This is a genomic window from Rhodoligotrophos appendicifer (assembly GCF_007474605.1).
Lineage (GTDB): Bacteria > Pseudomonadota > Alphaproteobacteria > Rhizobiales > Im1 > Rhodoligotrophos > Rhodoligotrophos appendicifer.
In genome coordinates, this window is record NZ_VHKL01000003.1 from 1 (window position 1) to 17,124 (window position 17,124).

The window sequence follows — 17,124 nt, forward strand, 5'->3', positions numbered from 1 at the left end:
AGATGCGGCATGAGACGTGCCAAGTCGCTAGGCCTTAATGCATTCAGCAGGCCATTCTTAAAGAATAACTTAGGTTCAGCCGACAATATTTCAGAGGGCAAAGCACACGCCTTAACGGCAAATGGCTTCCACCACTCGCATGAAATAACAGGCTACGCTTCTCCCCGCGATAATCATACTAATAATAAAATCTCTTACGTTTTCGTACCGTACGGTTCCGGACATTTCTTAAATCAATGGTTCGTCATCTTGTAAATTTCAATGATCCCTCGCTACCTATAAAATAGGAGTATTTGCCGGGCGGCAGGGAAATGAACAGGCGCATTGTGGTCCATCGCCACGGAGATATCTGGAAGATCGGGATTGACGGAAAGAGCTATGACGAGTTCGTGACCCAGGTCGACGCGATTACTCGGGCGCTGGAATGGTGTAAGAATGCCAAGCAGCAGGGCTGTCCCGTGGATGTATTCCTCGAGAATGAGAGTGGCAATATCGTGCCTCTAGAGACACCTACGAAATGGCTGGAATACGATAGTGAACAAGCCGCTTGGAGATATCACTTCTTGGGTTAACCTAAAGAGGTCCCTGGAAACAGAACTCAGTTGTGAGCGGCCGCAAGACTGGGAGGAGCACGTCCGCGATCGTGCCTATCAAATCTGGGTCAGCGAAGGCTGGCCCGATGATGCGCACGAAGACCACTGGCGACGCGCTTGCCAGGAGATCGAACTTGAGCAAAGGTTGCGGCTGAAACAGTAGCCTGCTGGCGAATTAGCGGTTAGGCGATTTTGCTAAGTTTCTCTTATGCCAAGCGGCCTTCAGGATTTCTGAGCGCACTACGTTATAGGGCGGTCGTCCCTCAGAGGCGAGGCTATCATAGAGTCTGTTAAATTCTGCGAATGCCAGCCCCTCGCTGAATGCCAGTGCCTCCAGCTCAGCGAGCACTTTCCGACTGCGCCGCTCTTTGAAGCTCAAGACGATGTTCATGTTCACCTTCATATTGGGACTTAGCGCTTGAGAGAATGAACTCGCTGACCCTCGTGCGGACCCGCTCTATCACCCACTCGTTATCCTTATTGTAGACCTCGGCAACAATGTTCGCATGGTTGAGTATGTTCAGGAATTCAGCATGAGGCATGCCTGCATGAGAAGCTAAGTCTCTGATCTGGTTGAGTCGAACGAGTTCGAGGGGTTGCTTTGTCTCTGGGTACATTTGCGGGCTTTCGCAAGTTAGCGATTGAGGGCACTCTGCCCTTCAACAGACAAAAAGTTCCTTCCTTAAGCAGTTGTTCCGCGTTGGTCCTTCAGATCGCCGCTAGGTACGATGACGTACAAAACGGGCTTGCGAACAGCCTATTTAGCGAGGTTCTGATCGCTACGTCGTTTTCAAGATACCAAAACGCAAGCTCGCGGTAGTTCAGGAAAAAGTCACAGTCGCAAGCCCGAATGCTCCGGGGAATGCGGCGATGTCAGCTTAGCCGTGCTGAATGACCGCAACCGAATTCTCTGGGCCAAAATCTGTCAGTTCGATATCGGCCCCATAGGTGCCTCAGGAATTCGTTTACTTGTTACAGCGCCTAGACGGGACAACTGAGGGTAGACACCGCCATCTAGCTTCTTTGGCGCTGCCTCCTTACGCAAGCATTGTGGCCTACCCGCTTCGCTCTTGCAACGAGCCCAGGGTGCTTCGCGCCGTTGCCAGAGCGGCTTCATTGTATTCTCGCCTGTTCCCGCGATTCGCCAATGAGCTCGTCCAGCAACATCGCGTAACTCGTCGCAGAAAGGCCATTCCTCGGGAGCGAATGCGCCTACGGCGGCAGCGTCAGTCGGCGCACCATGATCCTATCAGCCCTTCGTGCGTTTAACTGGGGTCGTAAGGAGGACCCGATGTACAAACCCGAAGGTCACAACAGCCTTTCACCCTATCTCATCGTTGATGACGCGCGAGCGACGCTCGATTTCATCAAAGCGGTTTTCGACGCCGAGCCAGAGCTGATGCACCGCGCAGAAGACGATGCGATAGCCCATGCCGAAATACGCATCGATGACACCATTTTAATGGTGGGGCAGTGGAAGGGCAGCGGAAGCGTCGCCCACGTGCATGTCTATGTGCCCGATGTCCGCCACAGCTTCGAGCTTGCCCGTCAGGCCGGGGGCAGGCCTGTGCAAGAGCCGGTGAGAAAAGATGATCCCGATCTACGTGGCGGCATCGTCGATCCTTCAGGAACCACTTGGTGGCTCTCTACCAGACAGAAATAGATTGAGGCTGCGCGCAGCGGACAATGAAGCTGTCTGCAGGGCCACCGAGGACGGCCGCTCCACATCAATATCGACCAGCCAGGGATCATGTGCCCTGCGGCGACAACCGCAAACGTCTGGCCAGAAGCACCCGCGGTCCGCCATGTCGGTCCACCGCCCGCCCTGTCCAGCGACGAGGCCCGTCACCAGCAGGCCGCCCGAAAAGCCGCCAAAGGTGAAGCTGCGCGCCCATCATTCGTCGCGGCCATGTGCTCGCCGAAGACGCCGCCAATCAGATAGTAGGATGTTCCCATGCAACGAGTTGCACTGCCCCGAGCCGAATGACCATCTTGCGGGAGATCTTGTCGTCCTGCCGCAGATCCGGCTTTCGCTGATGACTCCAACGTTTGCTACTGAAAACCGGAAGCAAGCCGTTCGGACCTGGTTGAGCCCAGGAGGCCGTTATTTGTCTAAGCGGCATGAATAGCGGCTATCTCTATCCACCCGAACTAACGGCTGACAGTCGCTAACGGCCCAAAACGGCCCGTGCCTTAACAAGACCGCTGGGAGAGTTAGATGATTGAGCCAGCCATCGCTTGAACAGGCTAAAATTTCAACGCGTCAGACGGTTCCCAAGGGGCGAGCCTCGCAGCAATCGCTGCACAGGCCAAGCGAACCAACTTAGCTTGCGCCCGGGGGACGCCCCGGTTTCGATAACCACTGACAGTGTCCAGATCCTTTCCAAGTAGCTCCGCGGCCTGTCGGCCATTAAGTCCCGTAGTTTTAAGCCAAAGCTCGAATTCCCATGCTCCCACAGATTGTCCTATCAGTTATATTCTCGTTAGGAGATATTTGATCCGAAAAACTCGGGCATAGTAGCTGAAGTCCGATCTCAGACCACATCCGAGATATTCGGACATTAGCTGCAGCCCGATCTCAGAACCAGATCCGAAATCTTCGGTTACAGTAGATCAGTCCGATCTCAGAACAGAATCGAATTGAGATTCCTGAGATCCTTGAAATACGCGAAAGCCGGGAGGCTGCGCCCCCGCATTGTGAAACAGTAAAACACGGTCCCTCGTACCTACCCCCTCCCCTATAGATGCGAGTCCGCGGGCGAGATGCTAGCCAATATAACGTCCCCCAGAGCCTGATGCTTGCCGTCTCTGCTTCAGAGGTTCCCAGAAACCCTTTCCGTAACCTTCCCTGTGAGTACGCTCAAGGTGGGCAGCCGGCGTTCGGTTCAAGGTCATCCTTCGACACGAGGCTGGCCTTATATAGGCCTAAGGGGTAGCTTAAAGGCCCCGCTGCCCGCCTCTTGAGGATCGCCCCAAGAAAACTCGACTGAATATTCCTATCGAACCTGGGAAGCCCTGGGAACTTTACGGCAGAAAAAGGAAGAACGGCCCGGTGCAACAAATATGATCGATTACGGCCGGATTTGAATTGATCGCAGTGTCTCGACTGCCGACAAGATAGGTACAGGATCATGAGGTCAGGGTATCCACGCCGACCCCATCCGACGGCATCACTCCATCGATACATTCTGAAGATCCTACCTTCTCCAAAGGTAGTTTCCGTTGCCGCTTGTGACAGGGGCTGAAGGATGAACCGATCCCTTAGGCTACGCCATGTATTAGAGAGACGAATCTGTCTCACTAAGGGCTTCAGTTGCAGCCTGGCTTGAGAAGCTCCTTCTGCTTTGAGTCTGCGGAAATACGTGGCGCGCGAGATTTCGAGTTTGAGCCATGGCTTGAGGCGCTCGCGTGACAGATGACGCGGACGCGCTCCCTTCTGCATACGTTGGACCCGCTTGCGCTCTCGATCAGCGGATCTTCGGTCGATGGACCGCATTCGCTCATCTGGATGAATATGCCTCAATCCTAAGAGGTCGGCCTCGTCAGCGGTGATACCGAGGTCTTGAATAATCCGGGCGCGACTGTAGCGATATCCCATCTTATCACGATCGAGCTTCTTTCGGGCAGATTGGTAACGACGTCGGATGTAGCTGTCGGAAAGGTTGGTACATGCCCGACCAAAAGCTAGCACCTTGGCAAGCCCCTCCCCCTCGTCCTCGGTTCTTGCAAAGAATGTGGCGGCAATAAAGACCGCAGTGTCCCGCATTCCATGGGGAAAGCCTCCCCTTGCCCTTCCTAACGTCAGGAGTTCCTGGGGGACCATGGAATTCCAATCGGCCAGAGCCTGGTAGTTCGGTGCACCTCCACTTAGGATCGGGGGGCCGCCTCGTCCCTTGCGACCCTTTCTCGGTCGATCAACCAAGCTCGAGAAGAGTTCCTCGAAGGGTACAAGGCGGTTTGGGCCTGAGATCACTCGCGCCTCCGCTCCCGATTTGCTGTTGATCGTTCCGGGAAGGCGAAGCACTCTGCTTGCGTCAAGGCATTTGGGATCGGCTCCCAAACCAGCGAACAATTTTACGAGCCTGTTCTGTATCAATCTCCACCGCGGCGCTGCCGCTGCCGGGACGGGCTGCTCGAAGATCCAATAGACATGGCACCCTCGCCCCGACGAGACTAGCGCAGTCGGCGGGGGCAGATTGCAGTGGTCACAAACCGCGCGAACCTCGGTGACGATGTCGTTTAGATCGAACACTCGGTCGCGAGGCGGATCCAAGTCGATAAATGCAGCAGAAAAAGCGCAGACATTATCGGCAGTTCTGCGGGAAGGCTTCCGAAAGCGCGCGATCGAGAAATAGACATCCTGGAAACCCTGAAGTATTTGTGCATCTTCGTGAACATCTGCCGAGCGGCACCAGTTCGTGATCCACCGACCATTGCTGCCCCGGTGACAAAGCGCGACGTAGCCTCGATGGGCCTGGTGAACCACCTTGAGCAGAGGGAATGGCCCCTCGGCATCAGCAGCCCTGGAACTGTCGTGTGTCAGCGGCCATCGAACACACGGATGCGCCGCGGGATGGTTCACATCCACGATAAATCCTCCGTCAAAGGAGCAGAATTGTCAGAAAGACAGCCGAAGTCTTTCGGCCTAAGGGGTGCCTTGTGGCGAGTAAATGACGCCTACCAGAGGACCTGGACTTGTAAATGTCTCTGATTGCGGAGCAAAATTCTCGAGCTCAGTGGCGACATAGTGAATAGGACGGGGATGCCACAGCGCCAGATCAAGCAACCTGATGATCGGGGCCAGATCGTAATCTGTGACTGTCAACCAGCTTGCAAATAATTGTTGCGTGGCGTGCTCGTCCCGTCGGCAATTGTTCACAACCCATTCCACGGCGGGCTGGAGCCGCGGGTCGGCTTCAACCTTCTCCCAACATCCCTGATCTTTGTCTGCATCGGATCTTGCGCTGGTAACCTCAGCCGCAGTGAAGTCGAATGCCATCTGCTTGAACTCTTTGACCTTTGCGTGTTTGTCGCTCGTCCGCTTCTGCGTTGGGTGGGCCCGAGAAAAGCCTTTTGCTTGCTCTCCCCGCATCTCGCGATTTAAAGGATCAGAAGAGTTCATTACGGGATTTGTGGATCGGCAAAGATGTCGCCTCATTTGGCTGGCTCCTTGAGCCGCGACCGACCTTCCTGATCGCGGTCGACAATGCGCTGCGGGATCAGGCCATCGATCTGCAAGAAAACCCAGGCGACAGGCCCCAAATAGGACGACGCGTCCTTGTCATACGATCGCCGCGCATCCGCCGAGGCTCGCCCTCGGGTTGCACCGCTCCAAGGAACTGGCAAGCGTCATTGCCGACTCGGGTCAGAGACCAAGATCGCTTAAACTCAATCGCCAGGATGACCTCGCTTTGACCAGCAAACCGAATGGCGGGAACAAATATGGGAAATAAGCAGGTTTCGGACCGTGTGCTTTGGATTGCGCCGGTTAGCTCGCTGTTGCCGCGGGGTTTAACCAGGGCAATAGTTTCATTCCAATGTTCGTTGTGTTTCATTTCGAAGAACCTTCGTTTGCCTCTACAAGAGTTTTGAGAAAGCGTTGAAGTTCTTCAACGTCGACGTAAGTTGAACGGCCCAGCTTAATTGTTTTTAACAGCTTCTCTTTTACCAGAGTATAAAATTTAGTGTTGCTGATATTGAGTAGATATAAGCATTCTTTGACTTTATAAAGTCGACGATCAAGGACTGGGACGGTTCTGTTCATGATGTATCCTCACGAATGTCGGTGAATTCGTGAGAACCTATCGGACTTATGAGCGACAGATAGCCCCGTTAATCGCTCTCTAGTCCCTGGGGGATGATTTTCTGGAAAAGAGAGCCGGAAGTCGGCAGGCTACCTCTAAGCTCAACTAAACCCAGCCGTTTGTAATGATCGCGAACGATTTCGTAGAAGACTACAAACATTCCTCGACGTTTGCCGTCGTCACATCCGGGCTGCCGCAGCTTTCTACCCGAGAGAGTTTCATATGATCGCGCCAACTGCCGAATGGCAAGAATGTCTGAGGCGACATGGCGCCCTGGCTTCTTTGCGATGGCGATGGCGCTGTCAATAAGCTCGGCAATAGCCTCTGGATGCGGTACCGGCAGGAACCCAGGTACATTTAACGTTCGAGCCCATGTGATCTTGTTGCCTGAGGCTAGTCTCAGACAAGCTATGGCGTCTGGAGACGTCTCCTGCCATGTGATGGCCCAAGGCGCTGGATCATGAGCTTGCAGTTGATCACGCAGTCTTCTCAAGGACTTTGCAGTTTTTCTTCCACCTCGAGAATCGAGAGCTGAGTACGACGGCTTTCCGTCGGCCAATTCCACTTTGACCTGAATGAGACTTGCCCGAAGTGCCCACAAGATATTGTCGATTTCATCGGCGACCGGACTCACCAAGGCCGCTTTGATGTTCGGTAACGTCTTAATTCTTTCGGCAAGACACACAGCTGCGCACGGGGGCCATGGCTTCGCGTCACCTTCAACGCAATCCTTGAAGGCTTGACAAGGTTGATTCTTTCGCAGGTAACATGCGCCCGATGTTATAATTCGAATTTTGCCCCATAGAAGGTTGCGAGGTGTTCACGTCCTTGTCCGCACCAAATACTAAAGGTAGGCCAGCCTGGTAAACCTCTCTTTTTAGCCGCACGGCAGTATGGGTAGGAATGTGGGTAATGTTTCCAGGAATTGTAAAGTTTTTTAAAATACAATAACTTGTATTTCTGTTTAGAAGGACACCCCCTCCGCCACCTTCATATATTCTTCTTTTCTTTCAAAGGCTTAACGACTGTTTTGGTGATTTCTTTGTAGGGATAGCCAACTACTGTTCGCCTTATGCCCCATCGCGCGGTGATCGCCTGATAACCCGAAATGATCTGGTCGGCCGCAGCGGTATATCGTGCGACCTTTTTGTCGTCTTATAGCCGGTGACGGCTTTGATCTGCTGGTTTGAACAGCCGGTCTTAGCGAGCCTTCGCGCGGCTGCCTTACGTAGCCCGTGCGACGAACAGTGCGGGAGCTGACCTTCGTTACAGCGGTCTCGGAACCATTGCCAAAGCCGGGGGCCGTAAACGGCTTGCCAAAGCTCGCAACGAGAAACGTCACGTTGGCGCGAGGGGTCTGTTCGAGCACCGCGCACAGCGCGGAATGCACCTTGATCTCTAGCAGCGCATTGGCCTCAACACATATGGTAGCCGCGCAGCTCCCTCGAACCGAGCTTCGTTTCCCGGGCGCCATCGTTCCGGGCGGGAACGGAGGGCTCTCCATATCGTTTGCAAACGGGAGGGGCGAAAAATGCAGAGACGCTATGTTTCCGTGGCCGTAGTGACCGTTTTGCTCGGGGCACTTCTGGTCCTTGCCCCCGACGTGCTCCTGATCATTTTCGCTGGTCTCCTCTTCGCAGTCTTTCTGCATAGCGGAGGTGACTGGATCGCACGCAAAAGCGGTCTTCCACATGGAATCGGGGTAGGCACATTCGCCTTGGCGTTGGTCCTTTTTCTGGTGGGCGCTGTCTTGGCTTTCGCCCCTGAAATGGTGACCCAGTTCGATGAATTATCGAGGCAAGTGCCGGAAGCGGCTGGAAGTGTCCGCGAGCATATCGAGGCGTATGCCTGGGGGGAGCGTCTGCTGGAGCGCATTTCTCCTGAAGGCCTGCTCTCGAACGGGGGACGTTCGGCTGCCGCCACAGCCGTGTCATCCACTTTTGGCGCCCTGGGGAACGTGGTCATCATTGTCTTTATCGGCCTCTACGGTGCAATCGCCCCGTCCGCCTACCGTAACGGTCTCGTTGCGCTCATAGCTCCCACGCTGCGGCCGCGGGCAACAGAGGTCTTGGACCGGCTTGGACAGACGTTGCGCAACTGGCTAACTGCTCAGCTCATGGCGATGGCCGTTGTCGGGATCCTCACAGGCGGGGGTCTCTGGCTGCTGGGTATTCCATTGGCCTTTATGCTCGGACTCATTGCTGCGCTTCTCGCCTTCATTCCCAATATCGGCCCAGTGCTTGCCGCCATTCCAGCTGTGCTCCTTGCCATTCCCGACGGCCTTACCACCACCCTGCTGGTGATTGCAGTCTATGTCGCCGTCCAGACCATTGAGAGTTATGTGATCACGCCCCTGATCCAGCAAGAAAAGGTGTCGCTGCCTCCTGCCCTGATCATTTCGGCTCAACTGCTCCTGGGAGTTCTCTTTGGGCTGATTGGGCTCGCGCTGGCCACACCGATTGCCGCGGTTCTGATGACGCTGATCCAGGAAGTCTACGTGAGGGACTATCTCGATCGAGAAGAGCTGGCAGAAAAACCGGAAGAGTTCGCACCTGAAAGATAGGTCGTTGCCGACGCGGAAGCGCCGGCTTCGATGAAGCAGTGGCAATGGCTATGGGACGCTGGGGTCCCGGATCCTGGAGCCCGGCGATCTCGTCCATCTGGAGATCGGCGGCGTCGAGCGACGCTACAACTGCATCGGAATGCAGAGCTTCGCAGTGCCGGGAGCGCCTCCCAACCAGCCGCTCGGGCCCTTTACTATGTACGCTGCGGTGTCTCCGTGCCGGCCGAACGCGCGGCGCGCCGATGTTCCCGCGACCCACGTCGAAGCGGCTACGGGGTCGGCATCGGATATCCGCCCAGTTGGCTGGAGCCCCTGAAGATCACGCGCAGCTCGACCGATGTCTTAGCCCCTTGGACCACATTCGTTCTACATGCCTGCCTGCTGGACGAGGCCGAGCGCATCGGCGAGCTGGTCGGCGGCACCTATGCGATGACGGAAACCGGCTCCGAACTGCTCTCGGGGGCCGGTGATGTGGAGCTCTGCTGAGAGCCTCTGACGCCTGTGGCTGCGCGCACCGAGGCAGCGCCATGTCACTGGACGAAAGTGACAGTCACTCCCTTCTTGACCATACCAGCCAACTCCTCGGCATCCCAATTGGTCAGACGGATACAGCCGTGTGAGGCTGTCTTATCGATCTCTGACGGCTCCGGAGTTCCATGGATCCCATAGGTCGGCTCGGTCAGATCGATCCACATCGTGCCGACGGGATTGTTGGGACCCGGGGCGAGTATCAGTGCCTTCGTGTTTTGGCCCTGCTGGAAGTTGACATCCGGATTATAAGTGTAATTGGGATTTGGGGCGATGGCCGCGACTTTATGCTTCCCCTTGGGTGAGGGATTATCGTCGCTCCCGACCGTCGCAGGATAGGCGACCAGCAATTTATCCTGAGCGTCATAGGCGCGAAGCTGGCCGAGCTTCTTGTCAGCCTCCATGCGCGCGACGGTCCCCTCGATAGGCTTGCCTGGGATCGCCACCACGATCTGCTCGCCTTTGGAAAAGCTCGCCTGCGGATTGAGCGCTTTGAGAAAGTCCAGATCCATGTGGAATTTCTCCGACAGAGCTTCGGCGACACTGGTGAAACCGAGAAATTTGAGCTTTGCCAATTCGGCGTAATCCGTCGGCAAAGGATCGACGATCTCCGACACGTCTTCAGCGCTGATCGTGTAGCGGGTGACAACGGGATCCTTCGTTTCGAGCAGGTCGATCACCTCCTCATCGAGGATGCCATCGACCGGGAGGGCGTTCAGCGCCTCAAAGGTCCTTATAGCCTTACTCACATTTTCCCCGTCGAAACCATCAATGACGGCAGGCGACGCGCCCGCGCGGTCGAGCAAGATCTGCAGGCGTGCGATTGCTGGATTCGGCAGGCTCTTTTGCTCGATCTCCTTTACGGCGCCCTCCTGGGCAGTTCCCGTATCGACTGCGCCTCGCTCCATCAAGCTGTCCAGTGAAACGGAATTGATCGCCTCCAGGGTCAACGTCTTCGGTTCCTGAGCCTGGGCAGACATGCCGATGGCCATCAACCCGAGAAGGCAGACCCAGCAGCGATGAATCATTGGAGGTCCCATCATTAATGATTTGCGTGGGAACCGTCTGGTCCGCACGAGCCCATTCGATGCTGTGCCAAAGCAGTCAATGCGTATCGACGCTTGCATTTACCTCCGTTTAAACCCCTGGGGCCGATTTGGTTGCTTCAAACGTCAGGTCATCGGGATAAGCCTCGACACAAATCGAGGCTCTCCAGAGACTTCAGCGGGTTCAAGACCTAACTTTCTTGGTGGTGATGGAAAGCGCAGGCGAGCTTGTTTCCGTGCGGGTTGCGAATAGCAGACATAGAAGTGCTGGCCATAGGCTTCCCTTGTGCCTGGCGCCTCTTCGCTTTTGCCGCCATTTTCAACTGCCGCCGCGTAGAAGCGGTCGACCTCGCTCTCGTTTTTCCCCCGCAAGACGATAAAAGGGGATGGATCGCTTCAAGTCGCGAACTCCCAGCGTCGTGTAGAGTGTCATCGTCATCAGCAGCACCTCGCGTGGACAACGGAAATGAAACCGGCCACGCCTAATTTCATTCAGGTTTGAGATCATCGAGAGGCGCGCTTTTTACTCTGCGTGTTGGGCGGACTCAGCCACTCTATAAAGCGTCGGTGCAGCGGGCGACCACGCTCTCCTTAAGCTGCGTTAAATGAAGGAGGGCTAGGGGATCATTTGCATCGAAGATCCGCGTTGCCAAGGTGGATGGCGTTGTCAATTAGGAGACGCATATGCGAATTCTAGTGCTCGGCGGGACAGGTCTTATCGGGTCCTCTGTCGTCGCACGATTGATCTCCGTCGGGCACGAGGTCGTCGGACTCGCCCGCGATGTCCGGGATGGCGCTTTGCGCCTGCCTGAGGCGCAATGGGTCGCGATCGATCTGGCCGAGCTGCGCGATGCGCGTTCGTGGCTGCCCCATCTCTCGGGGATTGATGCTGTCGTCAACTGTGCGGGCATATTGCAGGATGCGCCCGGGGACAGTACGCACGCCGCCCATGTGAGTGCGATCACCGGGCTCAGTTTGGCCTGTGAAGAGGTCGGAATCAGGCGCTTCATCCAGCTTTCTGCAATCGGCGTCGATCGCGATGCTCCCAGTGCGTTTTCAGCAACCAAGCGCGACGGCGATGCGGTGCTGATGGCCCGCGACCTCGATTGGGTCGTTCTTCGACCCTCCGTTGTGGTCGGCCGCCGCGCCTATGGCGGCAGTGCCCTCTTCCGCGGTCTTGCAGGGCTGCCAATCCTCCCGGTCCTACCCGACACCGGGCCTTTGCAGGTCGTTCAACTCGACCAGGTCATTGAGACCATCCTGTTCTTCCTCACGCCTGGTGCCCCCTCGCGTTTAATACTGGACCTTGTCGGGCCAGATCGCTTGTCCATGACGGACATCGTTCGGCGATATCGACGCTGGCTCGGGTGGGGCGAGCCCATCCTCCTGAGCATGCCGCGATGGGCGGGTACTTTCCTCTTTCGGCTGGGGGACTTCGCCGGTCTCCTCGGTTGGCGCCCGCCCATCCGATCGACGGCGCAGAAGGAGATGGCACGCGGTGCGGTTGGGGACCCCAGTGCCTGGATAAAGGCGACCGGGATCACCCCAATAGCGCTGGACGCTGCGCTGGTGGCGGAGCCGGCTGCGGTGCAGGAGCGTTGGTTCGCTGTTCTCTACGTCCTGAAGCCCGTCCTATTCACGGTCTTCTCGCTGTTCTGGATCATCACCGGACTTCTGTCGATCGGACCGGGATACCAGATCGGCGTCGCGATGATGGAGGAAGGTGGCGCGGGTGAATTAAGCGCTCCCTCCGTCATCGCCGGCGGCCTCGCCGATCTGATCATCGGGCTCGGCATCGCCTTTAGGCGAACCACAAGGATCGCACTCCTCGCTGCCTTGGGCATCTCCCTCTTCTATGCGCTTGCAGGAACCCTGATCCTGCCGAGGCTGTGGATCGATCCCTTGGGACCGATGTTAAAGATCTGGCCAATCATCGTGCTCAACCTCATTGCGCTGGGGATCCTGAGAGACCGTTGATGCTCTATTTCGTCCTCAAATACCTCCATATCATGGGCGCAAGCGTCCTGTTGGGGAACGGCGCCGGCATCGCATTCTTCATGTTGATGGCGCATCTGACCGGCGAAGCATTGAAGATCGCTGCTGTCGCGCGCATCGTGGTGCTGGCGGATTTTCTGTTCACGGCAACCGCCGTCGTGTTGCAGCCGGTCACCGGGATCGCTCTCGCCTGGCATGTGGGGTATTCGCTGACCGAGGGATGGATCGTGCTGTCGATCATCCTTTATCTCGTGACAGGTGCCTTCTGGCTGCCCGTGGTGTGGATTCAGATGCGGCTGCGCGACATCGCCGAAGCCGCGGCCTCGGAGGGCGTGCCGCTGCCACCTCTCTATCACCGCCTGTTCTGGACATGGTTCGTCTTCGGTTTCCCGGCTTTCGGAGCTGTCATGGCTATTTTCTGGCTGATGATCACGCGGCCCGCGTTCAACCTGTTCTTCCACGCAGCAGGTGTGAGCTGACCGGTGGGGCATCTTCTGCGTGGGACTGAACAATGCGCATGCTCAGGAACTGGATACGACCTCGCTGATCACTCGGAAGCTTGAACGATGGGCGAATTATGCAAACGTCGCGGCTCGATCCGCTGGAAGCCAAGATCATTCAACGCATAACCGGGGAGGAACAAAGCTGCGCTTCGGGACTGAATCAGACCTGATCGGTGGTGGAGCGAGGACCAACAGTTCACGGGAGCGACCACTGACAATAATGCCTCTTGATCGCGGCCTCAGTGAGGCTGAAGCTCTCCGATTGTTTCCGCGGCACAGGCGGTGATCACTGCCTCCGGATCACCAGTGTGACCATAGCTCGACCAAGCGGAGAAGCCGAGGCGTTTGAGAATCTCCGGTGAACAACGGGCAACAACCTCCGGCCTGAGTCCCCGGGAGTAGTTTTCAAGCGGTCTGAACTGCGGACCGCAGCCCACCACGGTAAGTCCGAAGCGGGAGTTTTGGGTTCGGTTCGGCGCAGCGCCGTGCCAGAGGCGGGCATCGAAAGCAAAGGCGGTACCCGCCGGTCCCACGGCCGGCACTGAGGCGACCTTGTGCGGAACGGAGGCATCCGGGGCTGAGCCGGAGAGATGGCTTCCCGGAACGAGGCGTGTCGCACCGCCTGCTTCGGTGAAGTCCGTCACCATCCACATGACATTAACAGCGGCAATCGGGGCGATGGGCTCGCTTGCGGGCGAGAAATCAAGAGATTGTCCCCTGTTGCGCCGTGCATCGGCAGGCCGCGGCGGCGTGCTTCCAGGCCGCTGCGGCTGCGGCATCCACCATTGGTCGGTATGCAGAGGCATGGTGCCGGCACCGGGATGCTGAATTTGGGCATCGACGCAGGAGATCAGGTAGTCCGATCCGATCATGAGCTCGATCATCGACATGGCCAGCTCATGTTCGATCAGCTGGAAGAAGATCTCGCCCTTGTTGAGCAGCATGCCCACCCACTGGTTCACCGGATCGGTATTGGCGGGGTTCTTCATGTTGTGCAGCGTGCGCTCAGCTGCGGCCTGGTCCGCCAACCGGCGCTGCAGGGTCTCCAGCGCCTGGTCTACGATCGCGCGGTCAATGATGCAGTATCCCCACCGCCGAAGATCGCCCTCCAAAACCGATTGATCCTGTGTCGCCTTCGGAAGCGCGTCAGGATCCCAAGGCAACGACTTCACTCCTCCCTCCCTCAACTGCATGTTATATCCTTTCTTCCGTCCGATGCGGCCTGGCGGCTTCGCTGTGTCGGCTTGAGCCATGCTCTCCGTTGGCGACGCGCCGCTTGAAAGTGGCTCACGCTTTATTTACATACGACTGTATTTAAATGGAAGAGGCAAAATGGTTGGACGCCCGCGCACCATTGATAGGCATAAGGTTCTGGACGCCGCTGAGGCACTCATCGTGCAGATGGGCGCCGCAGCCCTGAGCTTCGAGTCCGTAGCCAAAGCGGCTGGCATTACCAAGAGCGGGGTTCAATCCTGTTTCGGAACCAAGGACAAGCTGATTCGTTCGATCATCCAGAGGTGGATAGAGGCCTTTGAACGGGACGTCACCAATCGGTCCGCAGGCGACAGGTCAGCTCGCTCCGTGATCCGGGGGCATATCGAAGCCACGCGCGACAGCGATCAAGCGAAGAATTCACGCTCCGCCGCGATGATGACTGCTCTGTTGCAGCGACCTGACCAGGTGGCAGAGACCCGACAATGGTACATGAGCCGGTTGGCGCCGTTGAAGATTGCGGACAGGGAGGACAGGAAGCTGGCCCTGGCCCTGCTGGCCGGCGAGGGCGCCTTCTTTCTGCGGACCTTCGGTCTGATTGAACTTGATGACGCCGACTGGGATCGCCTGTTCGCAGACATGCTTGCCATGGTGCAAGACGAACCGACAAATAACTGATGATCCCGTGTGAGACGGCAGCGCCGGGAGCGAGTGCCAGCCGTCATCGGCGCCGTTCCGCCTCAGATCTAGGGTCGGAGGCGGTGCGTGTTTGGCAGAAAGTAAATGAGGAAGCCGATCATGGGCAGAAATGCACAGAGGCGATAGACGAAGGTGATCGACGTCCAATCGGCAAGTTCGCCAAGAAAGGCCGCCCCGATCCCGCCAAGGCCAAAAGAAAGTCCGAAGAAGATGCCGGAGACGAGGCCGATCTTTCCCGGGACCAGTTCCTGGGCATAAACGACGATCGCCGGGAAGGCCGAGGAGAGGATAAGGCCGATGATGATCGAGAAAGCGATGGTCCAAGACAGGTCCATGAAAGGCAGCAAGAGAGTGAAGGGCAGCGCCCCCAAGATCGAGAACCACAAAACGAACTTTCGACCGACGCGATCGCCGATGGGCCCTCCCGAGATCGTGCCAACGGCCACTGCGGCGAGGAATACGAAAAGGAGGAGCTGCGACTGCTGCACCGTGACGGCGAACCTCTCCATCAAATAAAAGGTGTAATAGCTGGTGAAGGCCGCCATGTAGAAGAACTTCGAGAACATCAGCCCCGCTAAGATCGACAGGGACCGCAAGACGACTGGGCGCGGCAAGTTTGGCAGTGCCATGGAGACGGCTGCTTTTGGTTTGCGCATGTGGTCTCGGTACCAGACGCCGACCCAGGTCAGCAGCATCATGGCGACCAGCGCGACAAGCGAAAACCACGCAACGCCGATCTGACCCCGCGAAATGACGATCACGGCAGCGAGCAGCGGGCCGATGGCGCTACCAAAATTGCCACCCACCTGAAACAGCGATTGGGCCAGGCCGTGGCGCCCGCCTGACGACAGCCGTGCGATCCGAGACGCTTCAGGATGAAAGATGGAGGAGCCGATGCCGACGAGCGAGACCGCCACAAGAAGCATCCAATAGGTTGAGGCTAGTGATAAAGAGACCAATCCAATGAAGGTAAAGCCCATGCCCAATGGGAGGGAAAAGGGTTTCGGATGTTTGTCCGTATAGATGCCGACCATCGGCTGCAGGATCGAAGCTGTTAACTGGAAGGCAAGTTGGATCAATCCCACCTGCCCGAAGCTGAGCGTGAATTCCTGCTTCAATATCGGATAGACCGAAGGGATCACTGATTGCATGAGGTCGTTCAGCAAATGCGACAGGCTGATGGCGACCAGAATACCCATAGTAGTCCTCGACCCGCCACTCGATGCGGCTGGTCCCTCCACTTGGGCTGACGTCAAAGCAAGTTCTGTGGCGGGCTGACCCACGGCACGTTCCTTCGATCGGATCGACACGACCACGGAGTCATCCCGCAATCCGTGTCGCCTTGCCAGCCGCTTATTGTCAGATCAGAGGAGCGGGAAATGCATAGCAGAACCTCGGGGACCTCCGTCCTGCATCATCGCCAGCGTCGCCGAGCATGCGAAAAAGTGCAGTTGCGCCAAGTCTGACGATTGCTCCCGAGGGCGTGACTCTGGCGCCTCTGCCAAAAATACGATGTTCCTTCTGCAACGAAACTGCAGACATGCTATTCTGATCTTGAGTGCTTCGATGCACATGCCGCCACTTGCCGCCTGGCGAGGTGTCACCTCTGATCAGCGTGGCCTGAAGTCTCCCTGAGCGGCATTTCCACGCTCCAAATACAATGAACTTCCAACAGGAGAATCCCATGATGCTACCCAAGGGCACGGTTGTCGCCGTCGCAGACGGCGAAAAGATCAACTTGTTTCGCAATTCGGGAGATGAGGCGGGTCTGAAGCTCGTCGCAATTGCCCACGATACCATCACGGCAGATGCGGGAACCAGCACGGGACGGCAACCGAGTTCTGCCAACCCCGACCATGGCCAGGCTGAGGAAGATCAGTTCTCCGCTGGCATCGTGCAGTTCCTCAACCATCAGGCACTCGGGGGTAAGATTGAGCATGTGGTGATTGTCGCGGCGCCGCGTGCGCTGGGCGAGATGCGTAAGCACTACCACAAGGCGCTGTCTGCCATCCTTCTGGGCGAAATCGCTAAAGATCTGACCGGCCATTCGCTGGCGGATGTGGAAAAGGCGCTAATCGCGGACAGATGATCGTCGCAGCGGCCGCCCGACGGCAGCGCGTAAAGGCGTCTCAGAGCGCGATTGTCCCTGGGGGTGTCCGCGGCTTCCTGACTGCCGGCAGC

17 protein-coding genes are annotated in these 17,124 nt (G+C 57.0%); 10 read left to right on the top strand and 7 right to left on the bottom strand.

The features are described from left to right. The 3 genes from FKM97_RS26505 to FKM97_RS06885 form a co-directional block, all read left to right on the top strand. On the top strand, positions 1-255 hold a 255-nt coding region (locus FKM97_RS26505; RefSeq protein WP_205014802.1), incomplete at its 5' end, for a hypothetical protein. Positions 256-311: 56 nt separating this feature from the next. After that, on the top strand, positions 312-572 hold the full coding sequence (locus FKM97_RS06880) for a hypothetical protein (protein WP_144291677.1): 261 nt from the start codon (positions 312-314) through the stop codon (positions 570-572). Beyond that, positions 535-756 carry a DUF2934 domain-containing protein gene (locus tag FKM97_RS06885; RefSeq protein ID WP_246104977.1) on the top strand — a complete coding sequence of 74 codons (222 nt, stop codon included), beginning with the start codon at positions 535-537 and terminating at the stop codon, positions 754-756. Before FKM97_RS06880 ends, FKM97_RS06885 begins: the two co-directional genes overlap by 38 nt. A 12-nt stretch (positions 757-768) precedes the next feature. Here FKM97_RS06885 and FKM97_RS06890 read toward each other — a convergent pair whose 3' ends face one another. Next, positions 769-984, bottom strand: a complete 216-nt coding sequence (locus tag FKM97_RS06890) for a hypothetical protein (RefSeq protein ID WP_144291678.1) — start codon at positions 982-984, stop codon at positions 769-771. 900 nt (positions 985-1,884) lie between these two features. Between FKM97_RS06890 and FKM97_RS06895 the strand changes: the two genes are divergently transcribed. Beyond that, on the top strand, positions 1,885-2,256 hold the full coding sequence (locus FKM97_RS06895) for a VOC family protein (RefSeq protein WP_144291679.1): 372 nt from the start codon (positions 1,885-1,887) through the stop codon (positions 2,254-2,256). Positions 2,257-5,238: 2,982 nt separating this feature from the next. On the opposite strand, the gene FKM97_RS06900 is transcribed toward FKM97_RS06895, so the two are convergent. From FKM97_RS06900 to FKM97_RS06910, 3 genes are all read right to left on the bottom strand, one after another. Continuing rightward, positions 5,239-5,715, bottom strand: a complete 477-nt coding sequence (locus FKM97_RS06900; protein WP_144291680.1) for a hypothetical protein — start codon at positions 5,713-5,715, stop codon at positions 5,239-5,241. A gap of 429 nt (positions 5,716-6,144) precedes the next feature. Next, positions 6,145-6,357 carry a helix-turn-helix domain-containing protein gene (locus tag FKM97_RS27165; protein WP_144291681.1) on the bottom strand — a complete coding sequence of 71 codons (213 nt, stop codon included), beginning with the start codon at positions 6,355-6,357 and terminating at the stop codon, positions 6,145-6,147. Positions 6,358-6,425: 68 nt separating this feature from the next. Continuing rightward, positions 6,426-7,031, bottom strand: a complete 606-nt coding sequence (locus tag FKM97_RS06910) for a hypothetical protein (RefSeq protein ID WP_144291682.1) — start codon at positions 7,029-7,031, stop codon at positions 6,426-6,428. 897 nt (positions 7,032-7,928) lie between these two features. Here FKM97_RS06910 and FKM97_RS06915 point away from each other — a divergent pair. Together FKM97_RS06915 and FKM97_RS06920 are read left to right on the top strand one after the other, a co-directional pair. Continuing rightward, positions 7,929-8,960: an AI-2E family transporter gene (locus tag FKM97_RS06915; protein WP_144291683.1), complete on the top strand. Its 1,032-nt coding sequence runs from the start codon at positions 7,929-7,931 to the stop codon at positions 8,958-8,960. 216 nt (positions 8,961-9,176) lie between these two features. Continuing rightward, positions 9,177-9,446, top strand: a complete 270-nt coding sequence (locus tag FKM97_RS06920; protein ID WP_144291684.1) for a hypothetical protein — start codon at positions 9,177-9,179, stop codon at positions 9,444-9,446. A 44-nt stretch (positions 9,447-9,490) separates the two neighbouring features. Here the strand turns inward: FKM97_RS06920 and FKM97_RS06925 are convergent, their stop codons facing one another. Continuing rightward, complete coding sequence (locus tag FKM97_RS06925; RefSeq protein ID WP_246104978.1) at positions 9,491-10,516, bottom strand: L,D-transpeptidase family protein; 1,026 nt, start codon at positions 10,514-10,516, stop codon at positions 9,491-9,493. Positions 10,517-11,218: 702 nt separating this feature from the next. Between FKM97_RS06925 and FKM97_RS06930 the strand changes: the two genes are divergently transcribed. Together FKM97_RS06930 and FKM97_RS06935 are read left to right on the top strand one after the other, a co-directional pair. Continuing rightward, a complete protein-coding gene (locus FKM97_RS06930) occupies positions 11,219-12,511 on the top strand; it encodes an SDR family oxidoreductase (RefSeq protein ID WP_144291685.1) in 1,293 nt (430 codons plus the stop codon). Next, positions 12,511-13,008, top strand: a complete 498-nt coding sequence (locus FKM97_RS06935) for a DUF2269 family protein (protein WP_144291686.1) — start codon at positions 12,511-12,513, stop codon at positions 13,006-13,008. Before FKM97_RS06930 ends, FKM97_RS06935 begins: the two co-directional genes overlap by 1 nt. Before the next feature lie 263 nt (positions 13,009-13,271). Here the strand turns inward: FKM97_RS06935 and FKM97_RS06940 are convergent, their stop codons facing one another. Next, positions 13,272-14,204: a phytanoyl-CoA dioxygenase family protein gene (locus tag FKM97_RS06940; protein ID WP_170240797.1), complete on the bottom strand. Its 933-nt coding sequence runs from the start codon at positions 14,202-14,204 to the stop codon at positions 13,272-13,274. A 79-nt stretch (positions 14,205-14,283) separates the two neighbouring features. Here FKM97_RS06940 and FKM97_RS06945 point away from each other — a divergent pair, with 79 nt between their 5' ends. Beyond that, positions 14,284-14,922: a TetR/AcrR family transcriptional regulator gene (locus tag FKM97_RS06945; protein ID WP_246104979.1), complete on the top strand. Its 639-nt coding sequence runs from the start codon at positions 14,284-14,286 to the stop codon at positions 14,920-14,922. Positions 14,923-14,990: 68 nt separating this feature from the next. Here the strand turns inward: FKM97_RS06945 and FKM97_RS06950 are convergent, their stop codons facing one another. Continuing rightward, on the bottom strand, positions 14,991-16,142 hold the full coding sequence (locus tag FKM97_RS06950; protein WP_144291688.1) for an MFS transporter: 1,152 nt from the start codon (positions 16,140-16,142) through the stop codon (positions 14,991-14,993). Between the two features lie 485 nt (positions 16,143-16,627). Between FKM97_RS06950 and FKM97_RS06955 the strand changes: the two genes are divergently transcribed. Then, on the top strand, positions 16,628-17,032 hold the full coding sequence (locus tag FKM97_RS06955) for a host attachment family protein (RefSeq protein WP_144291689.1): 405 nt from the start codon (positions 16,628-16,630) through the stop codon (positions 17,030-17,032). Positions 17,033-17,124 lie beyond the last annotated feature (92 nt).

Coding starts and splice junctions, on each gene's coding strand:
- FKM97_RS06900 (WP_144291680.1), bottom strand. CDS start 5,715: ATGAACTCTTCTGATCCTTTAAATCGCGAGATGCGGGGAGAGCAAGCA.
- FKM97_RS06895 (WP_144291679.1), top strand. CDS start 1,885: ATGTACAAACCCGAAGGTCACAACAGCCTTTCACCCTATCTCATCGTT.
- FKM97_RS06925 (WP_246104978.1), bottom strand. CDS start 10,516: ATGATTCATCGCTGCTGGGTCTGCCTTCTCGGGTTGATGGCCATCGGC.
- FKM97_RS06880 (WP_144291677.1), top strand. CDS start 312: ATGAACAGGCGCATTGTGGTCCATCGCCACGGAGATATCTGGAAGATC.
- FKM97_RS06915 (WP_144291683.1), top strand. CDS start 7,929: ATGCAGAGACGCTATGTTTCCGTGGCCGTAGTGACCGTTTTGCTCGGG.
- FKM97_RS06890 (WP_144291678.1), bottom strand. CDS start 984: ATGAACATCGTCTTGAGCTTCAAAGAGCGGCGCAGTCGGAAAGTGCTC.
- FKM97_RS06950 (WP_144291688.1), bottom strand. CDS start 16,142: ATGGGTATTCTGGTCGCCATCAGCCTGTCGCATTTGCTGAACGACCTC.
- FKM97_RS06935 (WP_144291686.1), top strand. CDS start 12,511: ATGCTCTATTTCGTCCTCAAATACCTCCATATCATGGGCGCAAGCGTC.
- FKM97_RS06955 (WP_144291689.1), top strand. CDS start 16,628: ATGATGCTACCCAAGGGCACGGTTGTCGCCGTCGCAGACGGCGAAAAG.
- FKM97_RS27165 (WP_144291681.1), bottom strand. CDS start 6,357: ATGAACAGAACCGTCCCAGTCCTTGATCGTCGACTTTATAAAGTCAAA.
- FKM97_RS06930 (WP_144291685.1), top strand. CDS start 11,219: ATGCGAATTCTAGTGCTCGGCGGGACAGGTCTTATCGGGTCCTCTGTC.
- FKM97_RS06945 (WP_246104979.1), top strand. CDS start 14,284: ATGCTCTCCGTTGGCGACGCGCCGCTTGAAAGTGGCTCACGCTTTATT.